The sequence below is a fragment of the Mycobacterium sp. SMC-14 genome, assembly GCF_046250075.1.
GTDB lineage: Bacteria > Actinomycetota > Actinomycetes > Mycobacteriales > Mycobacteriaceae > Mycobacterium.
The window spans coordinates 4076021-4094003 of the sequence record NZ_CP176429.1 but is presented as its reverse complement, the minus strand read 5'-3'; the positions used below and the strand labels follow the sequence as shown (position 1 = coordinate 4094003).

17 protein-coding genes are annotated in these 17983 nt (G+C 66.4%); 9 read left to right on the top strand and 8 right to left on the bottom strand.

Features of this window, described 5'->3' with window-relative positions:
• The first annotated feature begins 13 nt into the window (after positions 1 to 13).
• From ACKY0W_RS19480 to ACKY0W_RS19470, 3 genes are all read left to right on the top strand, one after another.
• A complete protein-coding gene (locus tag ACKY0W_RS19480) occupies positions 14 to 700 on the top strand; it encodes a DUF899 domain-containing protein (protein ID WP_409435423.1) in 687 nt (228 codons plus the stop codon).
• A 34-nt stretch (positions 701 to 734) separates the two neighbouring features.
• Positions 735 to 1124: a VOC family protein gene (locus ACKY0W_RS19475; protein WP_406759737.1), complete on the top strand. Its 390-nt coding sequence runs from the start codon at positions 735 to 737 to the stop codon at positions 1122 to 1124.
• Positions 1125 to 1248: 124 nt separating this feature from the next.
• Positions 1249 to 2166: a hypothetical protein gene (locus ACKY0W_RS19470; protein WP_409435422.1), complete on the top strand. Its 918-nt coding sequence runs from the start codon at positions 1249 to 1251 to the stop codon at positions 2164 to 2166.
• Between the two features lie 15 nt (positions 2167 to 2181).
• Here ACKY0W_RS19470 and ipdC read toward each other — a convergent pair whose 3' ends face one another.
• From ipdC to echA20, 4 genes are all read right to left on the bottom strand, one after another.
• Positions 2182 to 3252, bottom strand: a complete 1071-nt coding sequence (gene ipdC / locus ACKY0W_RS19465) for a (3aS,4S,5R,7aS)-5-hydroxy-7a-methyl-1-oxo-octahydro-1H-indene-4-carboxyl-CoA dehydrogenase (RefSeq protein WP_409435421.1) — start codon at positions 3250 to 3252, stop codon at positions 2182 to 2184.
• Positions 3253 to 3325: 73 nt separating this feature from the next.
• Positions 3326 to 4078 (bottom strand): cholesterol ring-cleaving hydrolase subunit IpdB, encoded by a 753-nt coding sequence (ipdB, locus tag ACKY0W_RS19460; protein WP_406782589.1) that lies wholly within the window; start codon positions 4076 to 4078, stop codon positions 3326 to 3328.
• A complete protein-coding gene (gene ipdA / locus ACKY0W_RS19455; RefSeq protein WP_409435420.1) occupies positions 4075 to 4965 on the bottom strand; it encodes a cholesterol ring-cleaving hydrolase subunit IpdA in 891 nt (296 codons plus the stop codon). The genes ipdB and ipdA overlap by 4 nt, the downstream gene beginning before the upstream one ends.
• Positions 4962 to 5720 carry a (7aS)-7a-methyl-1,5-dioxo-2,3,5,6,7,7a-hexahydro-1H-indene-carboxyl-CoA hydrolase gene (gene echA20, locus ACKY0W_RS19450; protein WP_406759742.1) on the bottom strand — a complete coding sequence of 253 codons (759 nt, stop codon included), beginning with the start codon at positions 5718 to 5720 and terminating at the stop codon, positions 4962 to 4964. Before echA20 ends, ipdA begins: the two co-directional genes overlap by 4 nt.
• Positions 5721 to 5788: 68 nt before the next feature.
• On the opposite strand from echA20, the gene ACKY0W_RS19445 reads away from it, so the two are divergent.
• The 3 genes from ACKY0W_RS19445 to ACKY0W_RS19435 all read left to right on the top strand — a co-directional run bounded on the left by ACKY0W_RS19445 (position 5789) and on the right by ACKY0W_RS19435 (position 8634).
• A complete protein-coding gene (locus ACKY0W_RS19445) occupies positions 5789 to 6565 on the top strand; it encodes an SDR family oxidoreductase (protein WP_409435419.1) in 777 nt (258 codons plus the stop codon).
• A 13-nt stretch (positions 6566 to 6578) separates the two neighbouring features.
• Positions 6579 to 7484 (top strand): SDR family oxidoreductase, encoded by a 906-nt coding sequence (locus ACKY0W_RS19440; protein WP_409435418.1) that lies wholly within the window; start codon positions 6579 to 6581, stop codon positions 7482 to 7484.
• Positions 7485 to 7668: 184 nt separating this feature from the next.
• Positions 7669 to 8634: a fatty acid desaturase gene (locus ACKY0W_RS19435; protein WP_406759745.1), complete on the top strand. Its 966-nt coding sequence runs from the start codon at positions 7669 to 7671 to the stop codon at positions 8632 to 8634.
• 23 nt (positions 8635 to 8657) lie between these two features.
• Here ACKY0W_RS19435 and ACKY0W_RS19430 read toward each other — a convergent pair whose 3' ends face one another.
• The 4 genes from ACKY0W_RS19430 to ACKY0W_RS19415 form a co-directional block, all read right to left on the bottom strand.
• Positions 8658 to 11897, bottom strand: coding sequence for a helix-turn-helix transcriptional regulator (locus tag ACKY0W_RS19430; RefSeq protein WP_409435417.1), 3240 nt, complete (start codon positions 11895 to 11897; stop codon positions 8658 to 8660).
• 420 nt (positions 11898 to 12317) lie between these two features.
• A complete protein-coding gene (locus ACKY0W_RS19425) occupies positions 12318 to 12734 on the bottom strand; it encodes a nitroreductase family deazaflavin-dependent oxidoreductase (RefSeq protein ID WP_409437858.1) in 417 nt (138 codons plus the stop codon).
• 81 nt (positions 12735 to 12815) lie between these two features.
• Positions 12816 to 13205 (bottom strand): hypothetical protein, encoded by a 390-nt coding sequence (locus ACKY0W_RS19420; RefSeq protein WP_409435416.1) that lies wholly within the window; start codon positions 13203 to 13205, stop codon positions 12816 to 12818.
• On the bottom strand, positions 13205 to 14356 hold the full coding sequence (locus tag ACKY0W_RS19415; protein WP_406759749.1) for a steroid 3-ketoacyl-CoA thiolase: 1152 nt from the start codon (positions 14354 to 14356) through the stop codon (positions 13205 to 13207). The genes ACKY0W_RS19420 and ACKY0W_RS19415 overlap by 1 nt, the downstream gene beginning before the upstream one ends.
• 159 nt (positions 14357 to 14515) lie before the next feature.
• Here ACKY0W_RS19415 and ACKY0W_RS19410 point away from each other — a divergent pair, with 159 nt between their 5' ends.
• Genes ACKY0W_RS19410 through fadE29 form a run of 3 tightly spaced genes read left to right on the top strand, consistent with a single transcriptional unit; the run spans position 14516 to position 17971 of the window.
• Positions 14516 to 15766 (top strand): cytochrome P450, encoded by a 1251-nt coding sequence (locus ACKY0W_RS19410; RefSeq protein WP_409435415.1) that lies wholly within the window; start codon positions 14516 to 14518, stop codon positions 15764 to 15766.
• A gap of 36 nt (positions 15767 to 15802) precedes the next feature.
• Positions 15803 to 16807 carry an acyl-CoA dehydrogenase family protein gene (locus ACKY0W_RS19405; protein ID WP_409435414.1) on the top strand — a complete coding sequence of 335 codons (1005 nt, stop codon included), beginning with the start codon at positions 15803 to 15805 and terminating at the stop codon, positions 16805 to 16807.
• On the top strand, positions 16808 to 17971 hold the full coding sequence (gene fadE29 / locus ACKY0W_RS19400) for an acyl-CoA dehydrogenase FadE29 (protein WP_409435413.1): 1164 nt from the start codon (positions 16808 to 16810) through the stop codon (positions 17969 to 17971).
• Positions 17972 to 17983 lie beyond the last annotated feature (12 nt).

Sequence of the window (17983 nt, the reverse complement as noted above, 5' to 3'; positions counted from 1 at the left end):
GGGGTTTTCAGCGATGACGGGTTTCAAGGCGCCGCCGGTCGTGGATCACCAGACCTGGCAACGAGAACTCGATGCGTTGCGTGCCCGCGAGAAGGCGGCCACCCGCGAACTCGACGCGATCGCCGCGCAGCGCCGGCGCCTGCCGATGGTCGCGATGGACGACTATGTGCTCGAAGGCGAGAGCGGACCGGTGCGCCTGCCCGAGGTGTTCGAGGGTAAGAGTCAATTGATCGTCTATCACCACATGTGGTCGCCGGGCCAGGAATGGCAGTGCCCGGGGTGTACCGGCTACACCGCACAGTTCACCCGGCTCGACTTCCTCGACGCCTATGACGCGCGGTTCGTCATCGTCACGCAGGGGCCCATCGACGAAGCGATCGCCTACAAGCGGCGGGTCGGCAATCAGATGCCCTGGTACAGCACCGCCAACAGCCCGTTCGGGACTGATGTCGGGGTGCCTCCAGGTGGCCAGTTCGGGGTGAATGTCTTTCTGCGCCAAGGTGATGCGGTCTACCGAACCTGGCACACGAACCATCGCGGCGTAGAGCAGCTCAGCCACGTCTTTCCGTTGATCGACGTGCTGCCCTATGGGCGTCAGGAGCAGTGGCAGGACTCGCCCGACGGCTGGCCGCAGGGTCCCACCTACGGTCGCTGGGCAAGCTCGCCGGAGATCGCCCAGTTATACGGCGTCAATTCGTAGTGTCCCCAACCCATCCCAACCCCGAAGGAGCATGATGAGCACTGCCAAGATCGGCTTGAAGACGATCAACCTCGTGTGCGTGCCGACGCCCGAGCAGGACAAGGCGGTTGCGTTCTACGAGTCCCTGGGCTTCGAGAAACGTACCGATATCGACATGGGTGATGGCTACCGCTGGGTGGAGGTCTACCCGCCCGAGGGCAACACCGGGATCGCGCTGGCTCCGCCCCCGCCGGAGAGCGGGCCGGTCGAGCCGACCGACACCGGCATCGCGCTCACCACCGACGACATCGACGCCACGCATGCCGCGATCCGTGAGCTCGGGGTCGACGTGGACGACCAGGTAGCACGGATGGGCGACCCGGTTCCGCCGATGTTCTGGCTTCGCGACCCGACCGGGCACACCCTGATGGTGGTCGAGGCCTAGCCTGGCCTCACCGCCGAGTGTGAATCTCACGACGTCTTCCCAGCGTGTCGCGTCGTGAGATTCACGCTCGGCAGGCTGTGGATGGGCGTCCGCACGTTTCCGTCGGTGGCCGCACGCTTCGACCATGGCGGAAGTGGACTGGCCGTTTCTGGGTACTGAGGCGTTGGCCGACAAGGCGATCCCCGAGCGGGCGATGCGGAGGCTCTACGAACCGGTATATCCCGGAGTCTTCGCGCCGTGGGGTATCGAGCTGGATGCGTCGCAACGGGCACTGGCCGCCTGGCTGTGGTCGCGGCGCAAGGGGGTGGTAGCCGGCAACTCGGCCGCGGCGCTGCTGGGCGCGAAGTGGGTGAGTCCCAGGCTCGCGGCCGAGTTGGTGCACATCAACCGCAGGCCGCCGGCCAATCTCGTGGTGCATACCGACACGCTGAAGGCGGGCGAGGTGGCGAACGTCGCCGGGATCGCGGTCACCGCCCCGGCGCGTACCGCTTTCGATATCGGACGGCGAACGTCGTCCAGGCTGCTGGCTTTGCAGCGGCTCGACGCGTTGGCCAACGCCACCGGCCTCGGAATCGACGAAGTCGAATCCGTTGTCGCCGACCACCCCGGTGCGCGCGGGCTCAACAGGCTGCGACGGGTCTTGCCGGTGGTGGACGGCGGGGCGGAATCGCCGCAAGAGAGCCGCACCCGGTTGGCGTTGATCGACGCCGGTCTGCCGCGCCCGGAGACCCAGATGATGGTGTATGACGAGTGCGGCGGATTCGTGGCGCGGATCGATATGGGATACCGGCAATTGAAGGTCGGTATCGAATACGACGGCGAGCAACACTGGACGGACCCGGCTCAGCGGCAGCGCGATATCGACCGACACTGGGCGCTGGCCGCCCTGGGCTGGGTGATCATCCGGGTAAGCGCCGAGCTGCTGCGATACCGTCGCGCCACGCTCATCGGCCGGGTTGAAGGCGCCATGCTCGCCGCGGGATGGGCGAGGACCGGCGCGAGTGTGAATCTCGCGACGACGCCTCGGCGAGTCGCGTCGTGAGATTCACACTCGGGGTCAAACGATGTGGGACGAGGCAGCCTTCAGGTGCTCGACGGCTTCGTCGACGATCGAGGTGATCAGCTCGGCGCAGGACGGCAGGGTGTCCAGGATGCCCGCCACCTGACCTGAGGCCAGCACGCCGGCTTCGGTGTTGCCTTCCACCAGACCGGCTTTGAGCAGCATCGGGGTGTTGCCGGCCATGAGCACCTGCGACCAGGTCAGCTCCTTGCCGTGCCGCATCGCCAGCCCGTCGCGGACCATTGCCGGCCAGCTCATGCCTGACATCTTCTTGAACTTGGCCGCATTGACGATCGCCGCACTGAAACCGCGCGCCCGCGAGCCGCTTTCGAGCTTCTCCACCAGCTCGGTGCGCAGCACGCGGTGCGGCATGCCGTCCACTCGGGTGGAGACCACAGTGCCACTCAGGTCCGCGGCCAGGTAGCGCTGCTTGACCGCGTCCGGAACGGTGGAGTCGCTGGTCAACAGGAAGCGGGTGCCCATCGCGACACCGGTCGCGCCGTAGGACAGCGCGGCGGCCAGGCCGCGGCCGTCGAAGAAGCCGCCGGCAGCGATCACCTGCACATCGGTACCGGCGACGGCGTCGAGCACCGACGGCAGCAGCAGCGTGGTAGCGACCGGGCCGGTGTGTCCACCGCCCTCGCCGCCCTGCACGATCACTGCGTCGGCGCCCCAGGAGGCCACCTTCTTGGCGTGCTTGGCCGCACCGACCGACGGGATCACCACGGAGCCGGCCTCTTTGAGCTTGGCGATCAACTCGGCCTTGGGGGCCAGCGCGAACGACGCGACCTTGACGCCCTCACGGATCATCAGATCCACCCGGTCGCCGGCGTCGGCACCGTCGGCGCGGATGTTGACGCCGAACGGCTTGTCGGTGGCGGACTTCACCTTGGAGATCGCGGCGGCCAGCTCGTCAATCGTCATGGTCGCCGACGCCAGGATGCCCAGTCCGCCGGCGTTGGCGGTGGCCGAGACCAGTCGAGCGCCGGCCACCCAGCCCATCCCGGTCTGCACCACGGGGTGTTCGATGCCGACCAGTTCGGTCAGCGGGGTTTTGAGGCGGCTCATTGGCCACCGCCGACGATGCAGAGCGGAGCGATGAGGTGGGGGTACCTCCCGCTTGCGGGGGAGAGGCGGATCATCATGCTCGTACTTCTTTGTCCCGCAGCGACTTCGGGTCGATAACCTCGCGGATCAGTCGCAGCTCCTCGACCTCGGGCAGTCGGGTCGTTGCCGCGTCGGCCAGGCCGTGTACCTCGAAGGAGGTGTTCTCGGTGACCTCGTCGGCGGTCACGCCGGGGTGCAGCGAGACCGCACGCATCTGGTGGTCCGGGCCGCCGAAGTCGAACACTCCGAGGTTGGTCACCACCCCGCCGAGGTTGAAGAACCGGAACGCCGGGTTGGCCGGATCGACCTTGTCATAGCCGATGCCCGAGACGATGTCGACGGCCTCGCAGAACACCCGTGACGAGTGGGCGCCCACCCAGTAGCTGGTGGTGTGGTTGATGGTGTTGCCGGGTGCGCCGCGGACCCCGAACATCTGCCGGGTGGGCTGCTGCAGCGGACCGAATGCCGACAGGTTCTGGTTGCCGTACCGGTCGATCTGGTTGGCGCCCATGATCACGTGCCGCCGGCCCCACGACAGGGTTTCGAAGACCCGGTTGAACGGCATCCAGCCCTCCAGCGGCCCGACCTTGCCGATCGCCGGGGTGTCGGCCAGGATGCGGGCCTCACCGTCGGTGAGCACCAGGTCGGGGGAGAAGGTGAGGCGGGCCAACCGGGCACCGACCGAGGGCACCGTGGCCATGGGTGAGGCCATGATCTCGCCGGCGTCGCGGAACAGCTCGGCGCAGGCGACGGCGCAGATCTCGGCGCGTGTGGGTGAGTCGGTCATGTGAGTGCCTCCGCTCCGAATGCCTTAACTGCCGCTTGGTAGTCGTCTTCGCTGCCGGACAGGTAGGTGGCCTTGAACTCCGCCCAGGTCTCGTCGGACTTGGCGGCTTCGGCGTAGTGCCGCTGGAACTTCTCGTCGCGGCCGTAATCCGCTGCGCCAATGGTGAAGTGGGCGCCACCCGGGGCTTCCACCACCTTGTCGACCATCATCCGGTTGATCACCTGGGTCTGCGGCGACGTGGTGGTGATCAGCTCGTCGGTGGGCACGATCTTCTCCACCGACAGGAACCGGCGCTGCGCCGACATCAAGAACAGGTCGTCGAAGTACGGGTCGATCCCGGTGTAGGCGGCGTTGCCGCGCTCATCGCCGATGTTCATGTGCACGAACGCGGCGTCCAGGTTCAGCGCCGGCATCGCGACCAGCGTCTCGTGTCCGCCCCCTTCTGCAGCCGAGACCGGGTACGGGGAGGAGACGGTCTTGAGCTCACCCTCCCAGAAGTCGATCACCGAGCTGCCCAGGCCGGCGCGGATCGGCAGGAACGGCAGCCGCTGGGCGGCGGCCTGCAGACCGCAGCGCAGCATGCCCTCGTCCATCTCGCGGGCCTGTATGGCACCGGTGGTGCGAGCCTTGGCGAACCACGGGTCGTAGAACGGTGCGGAGTCCAGCGAGACGAAGCCGTAGTAGGCCCGGCGCACCTTGCCCGCCGAGCACAGCAGCCCAAGGTCCGGTCCGCCGTAGGTGACCACCGTCAGGTCCTTGACGTCGGTGCGCAGGATGGCGCGAACGAACGCCATCGGCTTACGGCGCGAGCCCCAGCCGCCGATACCGATCGTCATGCCGTCGCGCAGTTCGGCGACGGCGTCATCGAGAGTTGTTACCTTGCTCATTTCTTAGCGCCCTTCTCGGTACCGGCGAACTCGTCGCGGTGCTCGTCGGCGACACCGGAGAGGTTGAGCTCGAAGGTGAAACCCTGCTCCATCCGGTAGCTGGAGTTGACCTTCTGCACATCGATCAGGTTCAGGGCTTCCTTGGCGGCCCGGATCACCCGGGTGTCCTTCGACGCGATGTCACGGGCCACCCGCAGCGCTGCCTCGTCGAGCTCGGCGCGCGGCACCACCTCGTGCACCGAGCCGTAGTTGGCCAGGACCGAGGCGGGGACGGTGGCTGCGGTGTAGAACAGCCGGCGCATCATGTGCTGCGGCACCAGCCGGGACAGGTGGGTGGCCGCGCCCAATGCGCCGCGTTCCACCTCCGGCAGACCGAACTTGGCGTCGTCAGAGGCGACGATCACGTCGGCGTTGCCGACCAGGCCGATGCCGCCGCCGACGCAGAAGCCGTTGACCGCGGCGATCACCGGGACTGCGCACTCGTAGACGGCCTTGAACGCCGCGAAGCAGCCGCGGTTGGCGTCGATCAGGGCGGTGAAGCCCTCGGTGGCCTGCATCTCCTTGATGTCCACACCGGCGTTGAAGCCACGACCCTCGGCGCGCAGGATCACTGCGTGGGTCGACATGTCGTTCCCGGCGGCAGTGATGACCTCGCCGAGCTCGAACCAGGCCCGCGACGGCAGAGCGTTGACCGGGGGGTAGTCGACGGTGACCGCGACGATCCCCGGTTCGACGGTTTTGGATGTGATCGGCATGGGCGGACTTCCCTGTCGTATTGGGGTCTTGGATACCTAAGCAAGCACTTGCTTGGTACGCTAGCACAGTGTCTGACTCTGCGGCTGCCGCTATCAACCTCGGATTGACCGGCAAGGTGGTGCTGGTGACCGGTGGCGTCCGGGGGGTCGGTGCAGGCATCAGCGCCGTGTTCGCCGATCAGGGCGCAACGGTGGTGACCTGCGCCCGACGCCCGGTGGACGGTTCGCCGTATGAGTTCCATTCCTGCGACGTCCGCGACGACGACGCGGTGCGGGGCCTGATCGAGGCGATCGTTGCCAGGCACGGCCGGATCGACGCCGTGGTCAACAACGCCGGTGGGTCCCCGTTCGCGTTGGCCGCCGACGCGTCGGCCAACTTCAGCCGCAAGATCATCGAGCTGAACCTGCTCAGCGCCCTGTACGTGTCCACCCACGCCAACGCGGTCATGCAGAACCAAGACGGTGGGGGCGTGATCGTCAACATCACCAGCGTCAGTGGCCGCCGGCCGTCTCCGGGGACCGCCGCCTACGGCGCGGCCAAGGCTGGGGTGGATAGCTTGACCACGTCGCTGGCCGTCGAATGGGCGCCGAAGGTGCGGGTGAACTCGATCGTGGTGGGCATGGTCGAGACCGAGCAGTCCGAACTGTTCTACGGCGACGCCGAATCGGTGGCTGCCGTCGGCGCCACCGTGCCGCTGGGCCGGCTGGCCAAGCCATCCGAAATCGGTTGGACGGCCGCATTTTTGAGTTCCGAACTGGCGTCCTATGTCAGCGGTGCCAGCCTGACCGTGCACGGTGGCGGCGAGAACCCCGCTTACCTCGACGCTTCCAGCGCTAACAAATAAGGAGAGAGCACTCATGGGACTTCTTGACGGCCGCGTGGTCATCGTCACCGGAGCGGGCGGTGGAATCGGGCGGGCGCACGCGCTGGCCTTTGCCGCCGAGGGCGCCCGGGTCGTGGTCAACGACATCGGCGTCGGCCTGGACGGTTCGCCGGCCGGCGGCGGCAGCGCCGCCCAGAACGTGGTCGACGAGATCGTCGCCGCCGGTGGCGAGGCCGTCGCCAACGGCTCGAACGTCGCCGACTGGGGCCAGGCCGAGGCTCTGATCAAGCAGGCTGTCGACACTTACGGCACGCTCGACGTGCTGGTCAACAACGCCGGCATCGTCCGCGACCGGATGTTCGCCAACGCCACCGAAGAGGAATTCGACGCCGTCACCGCGGTGCACCTCAAGGGTCACTTCGCCACGATGAAGCACGCTGCCGCGTACTGGCGGGCCAAGGTCAAGGGCGGCGAGACCGTCGACGCCCGGATCATCAACACCAGCTCGGGCGCGGGCCTGCAGGGCAGCGTCGGGCAGGCCACCTACAGCGCCTCCAAGGCCGGCATCGCCGCACTGACCCTGGTCGCGGCCGCCGAGATGGGCCGCTATGGCGTCACCGCCAACGCCATCGCCCCGTCGGCACGGACCCGAATGACTGAGACGGTCTTCGCCGACATGATGGCCACCCAGGGCGACGCCTTCGACGCAATGGCGCCGGAGAACGTGAGCCCGCTGGTGGTCTGGCTTGGCAGTGTCGAGTCGCGCGACGTGACCGGCAAGGTCTTCGAGGTCGAAGGCGGCAAGATCCGGGTCGCCGAGGGTTGGGCGCACGGGCCGCAGGCTGACAAGGGCTCGCGCTGGGATCCCGCCGAGCTGGGGCCGGTCGTCACCGAGCTGCTGGGCCAGTCGCGGCCGCCGGTGCCGGTGTATGGGGCGTAGCGCCTCAAGGAGACGGAAGTCTCGATGCGCGGACCTGCGCTGTTATACGCGGGCGTCAATATTGTGATACTTACTTAGCCGGACAAGTATGCGTTGTGGCCCGGCCCTCATCGGGAAGCGACGTAACCTTTCACCTGCTCTTAGGTGACGCGCTCGTTGTTCATGTCCAGCTGCTGGAGGTCACGTGTCGGTGCTCGAGGTGGAAGACCACCGACCCGCGGCAGTACGGCGTCGGCGCCACCCACACCCCGGCGAAGGCGTACCGACTTTCTCGTGGCCCACATTCGGGCTCGGGGTGGCCGGCGTCACCGTATTCGTGCTGGTGGCCATCGGCGCGGCCCGCGGATCACTTTCGGCCTGGGTCGTCATACCGGTGAGCACCCTGGTGACGTATGTGTTGTTCTCGGTGGCGCACGAAGCCCTGCACCGTTCGTTTTGCTCGGTGCGCTGGGTCAACGCCGTGGTCGGCAGGGTGGCTTGGCTGTTGGTGGTGCTGCCGTTCTCGTTACCGGCTTTCGGTTACGTCCACGGCGAGCATCACCGCCACACCAATGATCCTGAGCGTGATCCCGACATGTTCGCCACCCACGCGCCCACCTGGCAGCTGCCGTTCCGCTGGGCGCTGATGGACCTGTTCAACGCGACCTGGTACGTCCGCAAGCTGTGGCCGCGGATACGCCATTCCTGGCGGCGTCCGGTTGCCGAGCTCGCCGAAACCTCGGTGCTGTTCACGCTGACGATCGTCATGACCGTCGCGGCGATCCTCACCGACCACTTCTGGCTGCTCGCGGAGGTGGTGTTGATCCCGCAGCGCCTCGGTCTCTTCATCATCGGCTGGGCGTTCGACTGGCTGCCGCACCACGGCATCGACGTCACCCAGCGTGAGGATCGTTATCGGGCCAGCCGACTTCGGGTGGGGATGGAATGGCTGATGGCTCCGCTGAGCCTGTCCCAGAATTACCACCTGATCCATCATCTGCACCCGTGGTTGCCGTTCTACCGCTACCTGCCGGCGTGGCGACGTAACCAGGAGCTCTACCTGGAGCACGACGCCGCCGTCACCACCTTGCTCGGCCGGGAACTGACCGCCGAGGAATACCGGCACTGGAAGCAGTGGGCGTACGTGGAGCCCGAGTCCCGCATCGCCTGATAGGTCGGGGCAACGCTGCCGGGTCAGGTATGTTGCGCCGCCACTTGGGCGAGTTGCAAGCGGGACGAGATGTTGAGCTTGGTGTAGATCCGGTTCAGATGCGAATGCACCGTTCGTGGTGAAACGCTCAGTTCGGCGGCGATGTCTTTGTCGCGGAGACCGGCACTGATGAGCCGGACGACATTGCGTTCGGCCGGCGTCAGCGATGCCCAACCGCTGGAAGGGCGTTTGGATTCGCCCTTGGCCTTTTCGTCGCCGCGGCATGCGTAGGCGATGGCCTCAGTCGTCGACATCGCCTCGCCCTGAGCCCAACGACGCTCAAAATCATTCTGCTGCATCGCTTCTCGCAACGTGTCCGCAGCGGTTTCGTAGTCCGCGTCGTAGACCTTGGCGCGGACCGCGCCGGTGCGACTACGGGCACCGGCTGCTGAGCCGAACATGCGTGCTGCGTCGTGGTGTCGCCCTGCGGTAGTGGCCAATGCTGCCAGCAATTCGATCAGATCCGGGGCGCCCAGAAATGCCTCGGTGTGCGCCGCGATCGCCAGCGCGTCGCGTGCGTCCCGCTCGGCCTGCTCGAACTCGCCTTCGGCCATGGCCACCCGGCCGCGTATCTCCAGCAGCAGTATTCGGTGGATTCCCGAACCCACGGACAGTGCCTCGTCAGCCCAACGGCGCGCCGCGACCAAGTCGCCGGATGCCAGTGCGACCCGGGCGACCGGATTGCCGTTGATGGCCAGCAGTTGGGGCAGCTCGCACGCGTCACATGCCGCCTCAGCTGCACGGATTGCGCCGGGCACATCGCCGGCGGCCAACAGCGTGTCCGCGACCGCGCCGAATCCGAACGCGCGGTGGAAGTCGATGAGTTCGGCCGCGGCCTCGACACATGCGCCCGCTGCCGCGTGCGCCCCGCGGATATCGCCTTGGCACGCAAGGGCTTCGGCCAGGACTGTCAGACTCTGGGAGCTGAACAGTGGATCGTGTGCGGCCTCGGCCTCCATGGCTACCTGTCGGGCCTGCTCGGCGGCCAATGGGAGCTCTGCGCGGTGCAGGTGCGCCAGTCCCAGGCAAAGGCGGCACAGTCGCGCAACCGACCAGTCACCGACCGCGTCGCCGAGGGTTGCTCCTTTCTCCGCGGCTTGGCGCATCGTGTCCAGATCCCCGGCCACGAACGCCGAATACGCCTGTACGCCATACAACTGGCTCAACCGCCAGTCGTCGTTCATTGCCGGGGAAAGCGCGATGGCCTGCTCAAAGTAGGGCAGCGCGAGCTCGGGGTTGTAGCTACAGGTGAAGCCGCAGGCGGCCAGCGCCCACGCGAGCAGTCCCGGTTCATCGAGATTCTGTGCTATCGAGACTGCTTCCTCTGCTCGTTCGACCTGCCCGTAGTTCCCGATCAACGCGTCGAAGATGGCCTTGTCCGCAAGCGCGCGGGCGCGCGCGCCAGGCGCCATCGCGTCGCCGACGACGAGCACGGCGTTGAACCATGCCAGCCCTTCTAAGGTCCGGCTATGGATCCACAGCGGGAGTAGTGATGAGGCGAGACGCGCGGCAAGTTCCAGCTCGCCATGCTGGCGGCTCCAGGTGAAGGCGGCCCTGAGGTTGTCGATCTCGAGTTCCGCCTGCGCGATGTGCCAGCCGTATCCGGCGGTCACCTCGGAGCCGAACAGGGCCGTGTAGTGATCACGGTGGCGCGCCCGGATGGCCTTTGATTCCCCGGCCTGTTCAAGCTTTTCCAGGGCGTACTGCTGCACGGTCTGCAACATCCGGAAGCGCGTCGACTCTCCGGTGCTGTCGGCTATCACCAGCGATTTGTCGACCAGCTGCGTGAGTTTGTCGATGATCTGTCCGCGCGGCAGGTCAGTGCCGCCGGCGACGGCGTGGGCGGCATCGATGTCGAAACCGCCACGAAATGGCGCCAAACGGCGAAACACCACGCGCTCGGGTTCGCTCAACAAGTCGTGCGACCAGTCCTCGGAAGCCCGCAGTGTCTGCTGGCGTGGGACCACCGTGCGCGCACCGCCGGTCAACAGTTGGAACCGCTCGTCCAGTCCGTCGGCGATCTCGGCCAGCGACAACGCCCGAACCCGCGTCGCGGCGAGCTCGATGGCCAATGGCACCCCGTCCAGGCGCCGACAGATCTCGGCTACTAAGGCGGCATCTCCGTCGGTGTCGGTGAATCCGGGCCGGACCAGCCGAGCGCGCTGCCGGAACAACTCGACAGCCTCGTCGACGAGCGAGAGTGAAGGGGTCTTCCAGGTCACTTCGCCGGCTACCCCGATGGGCTCGCGACTCGTCGCCAGGATGGTCAGCTCTGCACCGGCGGCCAACAGCGTCGCGGTCAACTGCGCGCACGCGTCCAGTAGATGCTCACAATTGTCGAGCACCAGCAGCAATTGGCGGTCCGCGATGAAGCGGACGAGGGTGTCGACCGGGGGGCGGTCCGGTCGGTCCGGCAGGCCCAGCATGTGCGTCACTCGCTCGGGAACCAGCTCCGGATCGGTGATGGGCGCCAGGTCCACGCACCATGCTCCATCGCGGAACCGGTCGACAAACTCCTCGGCCAGTTGCAGCGCGAGCCGTGTCTTGCCGACACCGCCGGAGCCGGTCAGCGTCACAAGGCGGTTGCCGTCAACCAGCCGCCGCAGCTCGGTCAACTCCGTATCGCGCCCGACGAAACTCGTCAGCGGCGTCGGAAAGTAGGGCTCGTGCACCGCATTTCCGGTTCGAAGCGGCGGAAAGTCGATGACAAGCTCGCGGTGGCAGAGCTGCGCCACCCGCTCCGGATACGGTATGCCGCGCAGTCGAAACACGCCCAGATCGATCAGCCAAGCCTCTGGTGGGAGTCGGTCAGCCAGCAACCGCTGGGCCGTCTCCGACAACAACGTCTGACCGCTATGGGCGAGATCGCAGAGCCGTGCGGCGCGATTCACCAGCGAATGCGGGTGCGCCCACGGCTCGGTCACCGAGATCTTGTCGGCGTGCACGGCGATCCGCGGACGGATCGGTGCCGAGGGGGCGTGCTGCAATGCAATGGCACAAGCGGCTGCGTCGCCGGCGTCGGCGAACCCGACGGCGAACTTGCCCTTGTGGTCTTGGTCCATCAGACGTTCACCACGATGGGCGGCAACAACTTCGGCGAGCGTGCTTTCCAGCCACGAGAGCCCGGTGGTCAAGGACTCTGTCGGAGGCTGCCATTGCGGCCGCGAGTCTCCGGGGCTGACCACGAGGACCGTGCGAGGTGGGGAAGGCGACGAAAGCGCCACATTCGCATTCGACATCATTTACCGTCTCTCAGAGGCAAGGACGCCCGCGCACGCGGGCAAGCCCTCCATTCCCCCCGGATGGATCAGCTGTGCATCCATGCAGTTGTGCAGTCGTAAGGCTTGCTTCCTGTCGTCTAGGTACTTTTACCGCTAAGTTACCGCCCAGTCTCGGCGCCACGATACCAGCGCGATTTCGGCAATTTTGCCGATGCTCTTGGGGGCGCACTGCCGCACAGTGACAGTGGCAGAGCTGCGCTTGCCCAGTCCGACAACGCGACTATGGCCGGCGGCGCCACCAACGGCACGACCGGCGCGAGCGGCAAGACGCCTTAAGCGTCTCGACAACGAGAGCCCCGCACACCGGGTGTGCGGGGCTCTCGTTGTCGGCTGGTCTGATTCGCAGCCCGCGCGAGGTCGCTGCTAGGGCTCGCAGATGACGATCGGGATCTCCCGATCGGTCCAGGCCCGGTAGTTGACGAAGTCCGGGTACATCTTGTCGAGCTTGGGCCAGTAGGCGGCCCGCTCGGCCTCGCTGGCGTCGCGGGCACGCAGGATGAGCACCTCGCTGCGGATCCGGAAGGACACCTGCGGATTGGTCTTCAGGTTCAGGTACCACATCGGATTGGTGGCACGCCCGCCCTGGGAGGCCACCAGGATCACTCGGTCACCTTCGCGCAGGAACAACAGTGGGGACTCGCGCGGCTGACCGGACTTGCGTCCGGTGGTGGTGAGGATGCCGACCTCGGGAACCTCACCGAAATGCTTGGTGCCCAACCGCCATTTACCGCCGACCCGGCCACCGGTCGCCTTGTAGGCCCAGGTGTTGGCTCGCGACATCCACTTGATCACCGTTCCGGTGACTGGCGAATCCAGCGACTTCGGCTTTTCTGGTGTGTCTGGGTTGCTCACGGGCTCACTCTAACGGTGGATGAACGGACGAATCCCCGCGCGGATGTGGTGGATCACGGCCGTGCCGTCCGCGCTGTCAGCAGGGATCCGGAAAACCTCGTCGACATGCGAGCAGACCCGGACCCCGAACAGCGACGGCTTGGTGATGATGTCGTAGACCGCCCGCACGTCGTCGCCGTCGATGCTGTACTTGGGCAGCGTGGCCGCCGAGATCAACCGGAACTGCGGACCGCGGTTGAGGCTGCGCCGCAAATGATTTCCGGAGAAACCGGTCTTGAGTCCGACCTCGATCCGGACACAGTCCGGGCTGAACCGAACCGCCGAGGCGTCGTGACTGACCAGGGCGTCGATGTAGGCCTGGGCCGCCGCGATGCGGTCAGCCTCCGGAACCGAGGCCACTAGATGCGCTCGATGATGGTGCCGGTGGACAGCGCTCCGCCGGCACACATGGTGATCAGCGCGGTCGACTTGTCGGTGCGCTCGAGCTCGTGCAGCGCCGTGGTGATCAGCCGGCTGCCGGTGGAACCCACCGGGTGGCCCAGCGCGATCGCCCCGCCGTTGACGTTGACCCGATCCATGTCCGGCTTGTGCACCGCGGCCCAGGACAGCACCACCGAGGCGAACGCCTCGTTGATCTCGACCAGGTCGATATCGCCGATCTTCATCCCGGCCTTCTCCAGCACCCGAGCGGTGGACTGCACCGGGCCGTCCAGGTGGTAGTAGGTCTCGGCGCCGACGTTGGCCTGGCTGATGATCCGGGCCCGCGGCCGCAGGCCCAACGCCTTGGCCTTGTCCTCGTCCATCCACAGCACCGCGGCGGCGCCGTCGGAGATCTGAGACGAGGTACCGGCGGTGTGTGAGCCGCCCTCCATGACGGGGTTGAGCGCCGCGAGGCCCTCGGCCGTGGTGTCACGCAGGCCCTGGTCGCGGCTGACGATGTTCAGCTCGGCGGTGGGTTGCTTGTTCTCGTCGATCACCGGGGCCTCGATCGGGGAGATCTCCCGGTCGAACCGGCCCTCGGCCCAGGCCTGCTTGGCCAGCTGCTGGGACCGCAGCCCCAGGGCGTCCAGGTCGGCGCGGGTGATGCCCCGGCGCTTGGCGATGCGCTCGGCCGCCTCGAACTGGTTGGGCAGGTCGATGTCCCAGGACGCCGCTCGCGCACCGCCGCCGTTCGCGCCCAGCGGGACGCGGCTCATGGCCTCGATGCCGCAGGCGATGCCGATGTCGATGGCGCCGGTGGCGATGAGGCCGGCGATCAGGTGGTTGGCCTGCTGCGCGCTGCCGCACTGGCAGTCGATGCTGGTGGCGCCGACGTGCTCGGGCAGCCCGGCCACCAGCCACGACTGCCGGGTGACGTTGTTGCCCTGCTCGCCGAACTGCGTGACGCAGCCGCCGATGACCTGCTCGACGCTTCCCGCGTCGATCCCGGCCTTCGCGACCAATGCCTTCTGGACCGCCCCGAGAAGTTCGGTGGCGTGCAGGCCGGACAACCAGCCATTACGTTTACCGATGGGGCTGCGGGTGGCTTCGACGATGACAGGATTACCCATGCGGCCAGGCTAGAACACGTTTCATTAGTCTGACAAGCGACGATGCAGCACCGCCTTTGATCTGCGGTCGGGCCGTGTTTCAATGGTCGCAATCAGGCACTAGACGGCGTTGTTCCTGCGTCGTCGAACCTACTAACAGATCACTCTAGGAGTAGACACATGGGCTGCCCCGCCATCCCCAGCGACTTCGACTTCCTCGATTCCGAGATGAGCCTGCAGGGCCTCCCGGTCAAGGAACTCGCCGAGCTGCGTAAGTCCGAACCGGTGCGTTGGGTCGACGTTCCCGGCGGAACCGGAGGCTTCGGCGACAAGGGTTACTGGCTGGTGACCAAGCACAAGGACGTCAAGGACGTCTCGCTGCGCAGCGACGTCTTCTCCAGCGCCATGAACGGCGCGATCCCGGTTTGGCCGCAGGAGATGACCCGCGAGGCGGTTGACCTGCAGCGGGCGGTCCTGCTGAACATGGACGCGCCGCACCACACCCGGCTGCGCAAGATCATCTCCCGGGGCTTCACCCCCCGGGCCCTCTCGCGGCTCGAGGACGAGCTGAAGGCGCGGGCGCAGAAGATCGCCCAGACTGCCGCGGCGTCCAACACCGGCGACTTCGTCGAGCAGGTGTCCTGCGAACTGCCGCTGCAGGCCATCGCCGAACTGCTCGGTGTGCCCCAGGACGACCGGGACAAGTTGTTCCGCTGGTCCAACGAGATGACCGCCGGCGAGGACCCGGAGTACGCCGACGTCGACCCGGCGATGTCATCGTTCGAGGTCATCACCTACGCCATGAAGATGGCCGAGGAGCGGGGCAAGAACCCCACCGACGACATCGTGACCAAGCTGATCCAGGCCGACATCGACGGCGAGAAGCTCAGCGATGACGAGTTCGGCTTCTTCGTCATCATGCTGGCGGTTGCCGGCAACGAGACCAGCCGCAACTCGATCACGCACGGCATGGTCGCGTTCTCGCAGAACCCCGACCAGTGGGAGCTGTTCAAGCGGGAACGGCCGCAGACCGCCGTGGACGAGATCATCCGTTGGGCCACCCCGGTTTCGGCATTCCAGCGCACCGCGAGCCAAGACACCGAGATCGACGGCGTCAAGATCAAGGCCGGCGACCGTGTGGTGATGTCCTACCGTTCGGCCAACTTCGACGAGGAGGTGTTCGACGACCCGTTCACCTTCAACATCCTTCGTGACCCGAACCCGCACGTCGGCTTCGGCGGCACCGGGGCGCACTACTGCATCGGTGCCAACCTGGCCCGCCTGACCATCAACCTGATCTTCAACGCGGTCGCCGACCACATGCCCGACCTGAAGCCGATGGGCGACCCCGAGCGGTTGAAGTCCGGCTGGCTCAACGGCATCAAGCACTGGCCTGTCGACTACTCGGGTGCGTGCCCGGTCGCGCACTGACCTGACTGACGGCCCAACGAATCAAGGAGGATTCGGGTGGACTTCACACCGAACCCGGAGCAGCAGGCTGTCGCCGATGTGGTGACGTCGGTGCTCGACCGAGACAACAGCTGGGATGCGCTGGTAGCCGGCGGGGTCGCAGCGCTGGGTGTGCCAGAGCGACTCGGTGGCGACGGTCTGGGCCTGTCGGAGCTGGCCACCGCGCTGACCGAGATCGGCCGTCATGGCACCATCGGTCCTGCACTGGCAACGTTGGGCCTGGGGTTGATTCCACTGCTGGAGCTGGCGTCCGATGCCCAGCAGGACCGGTATCTGTCCGGTGTGCCCGCCGGCGCGGTGCTGTCGGCCGCGCTGAACGAACCTGGCCGACAGTTGCCGGAGCACCCCGCGACCAGCTTTGCGGGCGGAAAGCTCAACGGCACCAAGACCGGTGTTCCCTATGCCCAGACGGCGACTCGGCTGATCGTCACGGCTGACAAGGCGGTGGTGGTGGTCGCCCCGGACGCCGACGGTGTCACGGTCACCAAGACCCCGACCTCCAACGGATCCGACGAATACGTGGTGACGTTCGCCGACGTCGCGATCGCGGACGCCGACGTGCTCGACGGCGCCAGCGTTGCCCGGGTCAACCAGTTGGCGCTGGCCGCCACCGGGGCGTTCGGGGCCGGGCTGGTGGCGGGCGCCCTGCGGTTGACCGCCGACTACGTCGCCACCCGCGAGCAGTTCGGCCGTCCCCTGTCGACGTTCCAGACAGTGGCCGCGCAGCTTTCCGAGGTGTACATCGCCTCGCGGACCATCGCCTTGCTGTCGACGTCATCGATTTGGCGGTTGGCCCAAGGTCTTGACGCTGGTGATGACCTCGGGATCCTGGGCTACTGGCTGACATCGCAGGCTGCGCCGGCCATGCGACTCTGCCACCATCTGCACGGCGGCATGGGCATGGACATCACGTACCCGATGGACCGCTACTACTCTTCGATCAAAGACTTGACCCGGCTGTTGGGCGGTCCCGTGCACCGCCTCGATTTGGTGGGAGCGTAAATGTTCATCGACCTGACACCCGAGCAGCGGGCACTGCAAGCCGAACTGCGCGAGTACTTCTCGACCCTCATCACGCCGCAAGAGGCGCAGGCGATGGAGTCGGATCGGCACAACGAGGCCTACCGCGCCGTGATCAAGCGGATGGGCAGTGACGGCAAGTTGGGCGTCGGCTGGCCCAAGGAGTACGGCGGCCTGGGATTCGGCCCACTCGAGCAGCAGATCTTCATCAACGAAGCCAACCGGGCCGACATCCCGTTGCCGATGGTCACCTTGCAGACTGTCGGTCCCACGCTGCAATTGCTCGGCACCGAAGAGCAGAAGAAGAAGTTCCTGCCGGGAATTCTTTCCGGCGATGTACATTTCGCGATCGGTTACTCCGAGCCCGACGCCGGCACCGACCTCGCGTCACTACGCACGACCGCGGTCAAGCACGGCGATGAATACATCGTCAACGGGCAGAAGATGTGGACCACCGGCGCCCATGACGCCGACTACATCTGGCTGGCCTGCCGAACCGACCCGACCGCTGCCAAGCACAAGGGCATCTCGATCCTCATCGTCGACACGAAGGATCCCGGATACTCCTGGACCCCGATCATCCTGTCCGACGGGGCCCATCACACCAACGCGACGTACTACAACGACGTGCACGTACCCGCCGACATGCTGGTCGGCGAGGAGAACGGTGGCTGGAAGCTCATCACCACGCAGCTCAACCACGAGCGTGTCGGTCTGGGTCCGGCCGGTCGCATCGCCGGCATCTACGACCAGGTACACCACTGGGCGTCCAAGCCCGGTTCGGACGGCGTTACGCCGATCGAGCAAGACGACGTGAAACATCTTCTGGCGCAGATCAAGTCGATCTGGCGTATCAACGAGCTGCTCAACTGGCAGGTGGCATCCTCTGGTGAGAACATCGCCGTCGCCGACGCTGCGGCCACCAAGGTGTTCTCCACCGAGCGGATCCAGGAAGTCAATCGCCTCGCTGAGGAGATCGTCGGCAGATTCGGCAACCCGGCGGACCCCGAGACCGCCGAAGTCCTCGTCTGGCTGGACAAGATGGCCAAGCGCAACCTGGTGATCACCTTCGGCGGCGGCGTCAACGAGGTCATGCGCGAGATGATCGCCGCTTCTGGGCTGAAGGTTCCGCGGGTTTCACGATGAGTCGAGGAGAGG

Excerpts from the sequence above, each read along its gene's own strand:
- ACKY0W_RS19480 (WP_409435423.1), top strand. The coding sequence starts at position 14 with ATGACGGGTTTCAAGGCGCCGCCGGTCGTGGATCACCAGACCTGGCAA.
- ACKY0W_RS19475 (WP_406759737.1), top strand. The coding sequence starts at position 735 with ATGAGCACTGCCAAGATCGGCTTGAAGACGATCAACCTCGTGTGCGTG.
- ACKY0W_RS19470 (WP_409435422.1), top strand. The coding sequence starts at position 1,249 with ATGGCGGAAGTGGACTGGCCGTTTCTGGGTACTGAGGCGTTGGCCGAC.
- ipdC (WP_409435421.1), bottom strand. The coding sequence starts at position 3,252 with ATGAGCCGCCTCAAAACCCCGCTGACCGAACTGGTCGGCATCGAACAC.
- ipdB (WP_406782589.1), bottom strand. The coding sequence starts at position 4,078 with ATGACCGACTCACCCACACGCGCCGAGATCTGCGCCGTCGCCTGCGCC.
- ipdA (WP_409435420.1), bottom strand. The coding sequence starts at position 4,965 with ATGAGCAAGGTAACAACTCTCGATGACGCCGTCGCCGAACTGCGCGAC.
- echA20 (WP_406759742.1), bottom strand. The coding sequence starts at position 5,720 with ATGCCGATCACATCCAAAACCGTCGAACCGGGGATCGTCGCGGTCACC.
- ACKY0W_RS19440 (WP_409435418.1), top strand. The coding sequence starts at position 6,579 with ATGGGACTTCTTGACGGCCGCGTGGTCATCGTCACCGGAGCGGGCGGT.
- ACKY0W_RS19425 (WP_409437858.1), bottom strand. The coding sequence starts at position 12,734 with ATGTCGCGAGCCAACACCTGGGCCTACAAGGCGACCGGTGGCCGGGTC.
- ACKY0W_RS19415 (WP_406759749.1), bottom strand. The coding sequence starts at position 14,356 with ATGGGTAATCCTGTCATCGTCGAAGCCACCCGCAGCCCCATCGGTAAA.
- ACKY0W_RS19410 (WP_409435415.1), top strand. The coding sequence starts at position 14,516 with ATGGGCTGCCCCGCCATCCCCAGCGACTTCGACTTCCTCGATTCCGAG.
- fadE29 (WP_409435413.1), top strand. The coding sequence starts at position 16,808 with ATGTTCATCGACCTGACACCCGAGCAGCGGGCACTGCAAGCCGAACTG.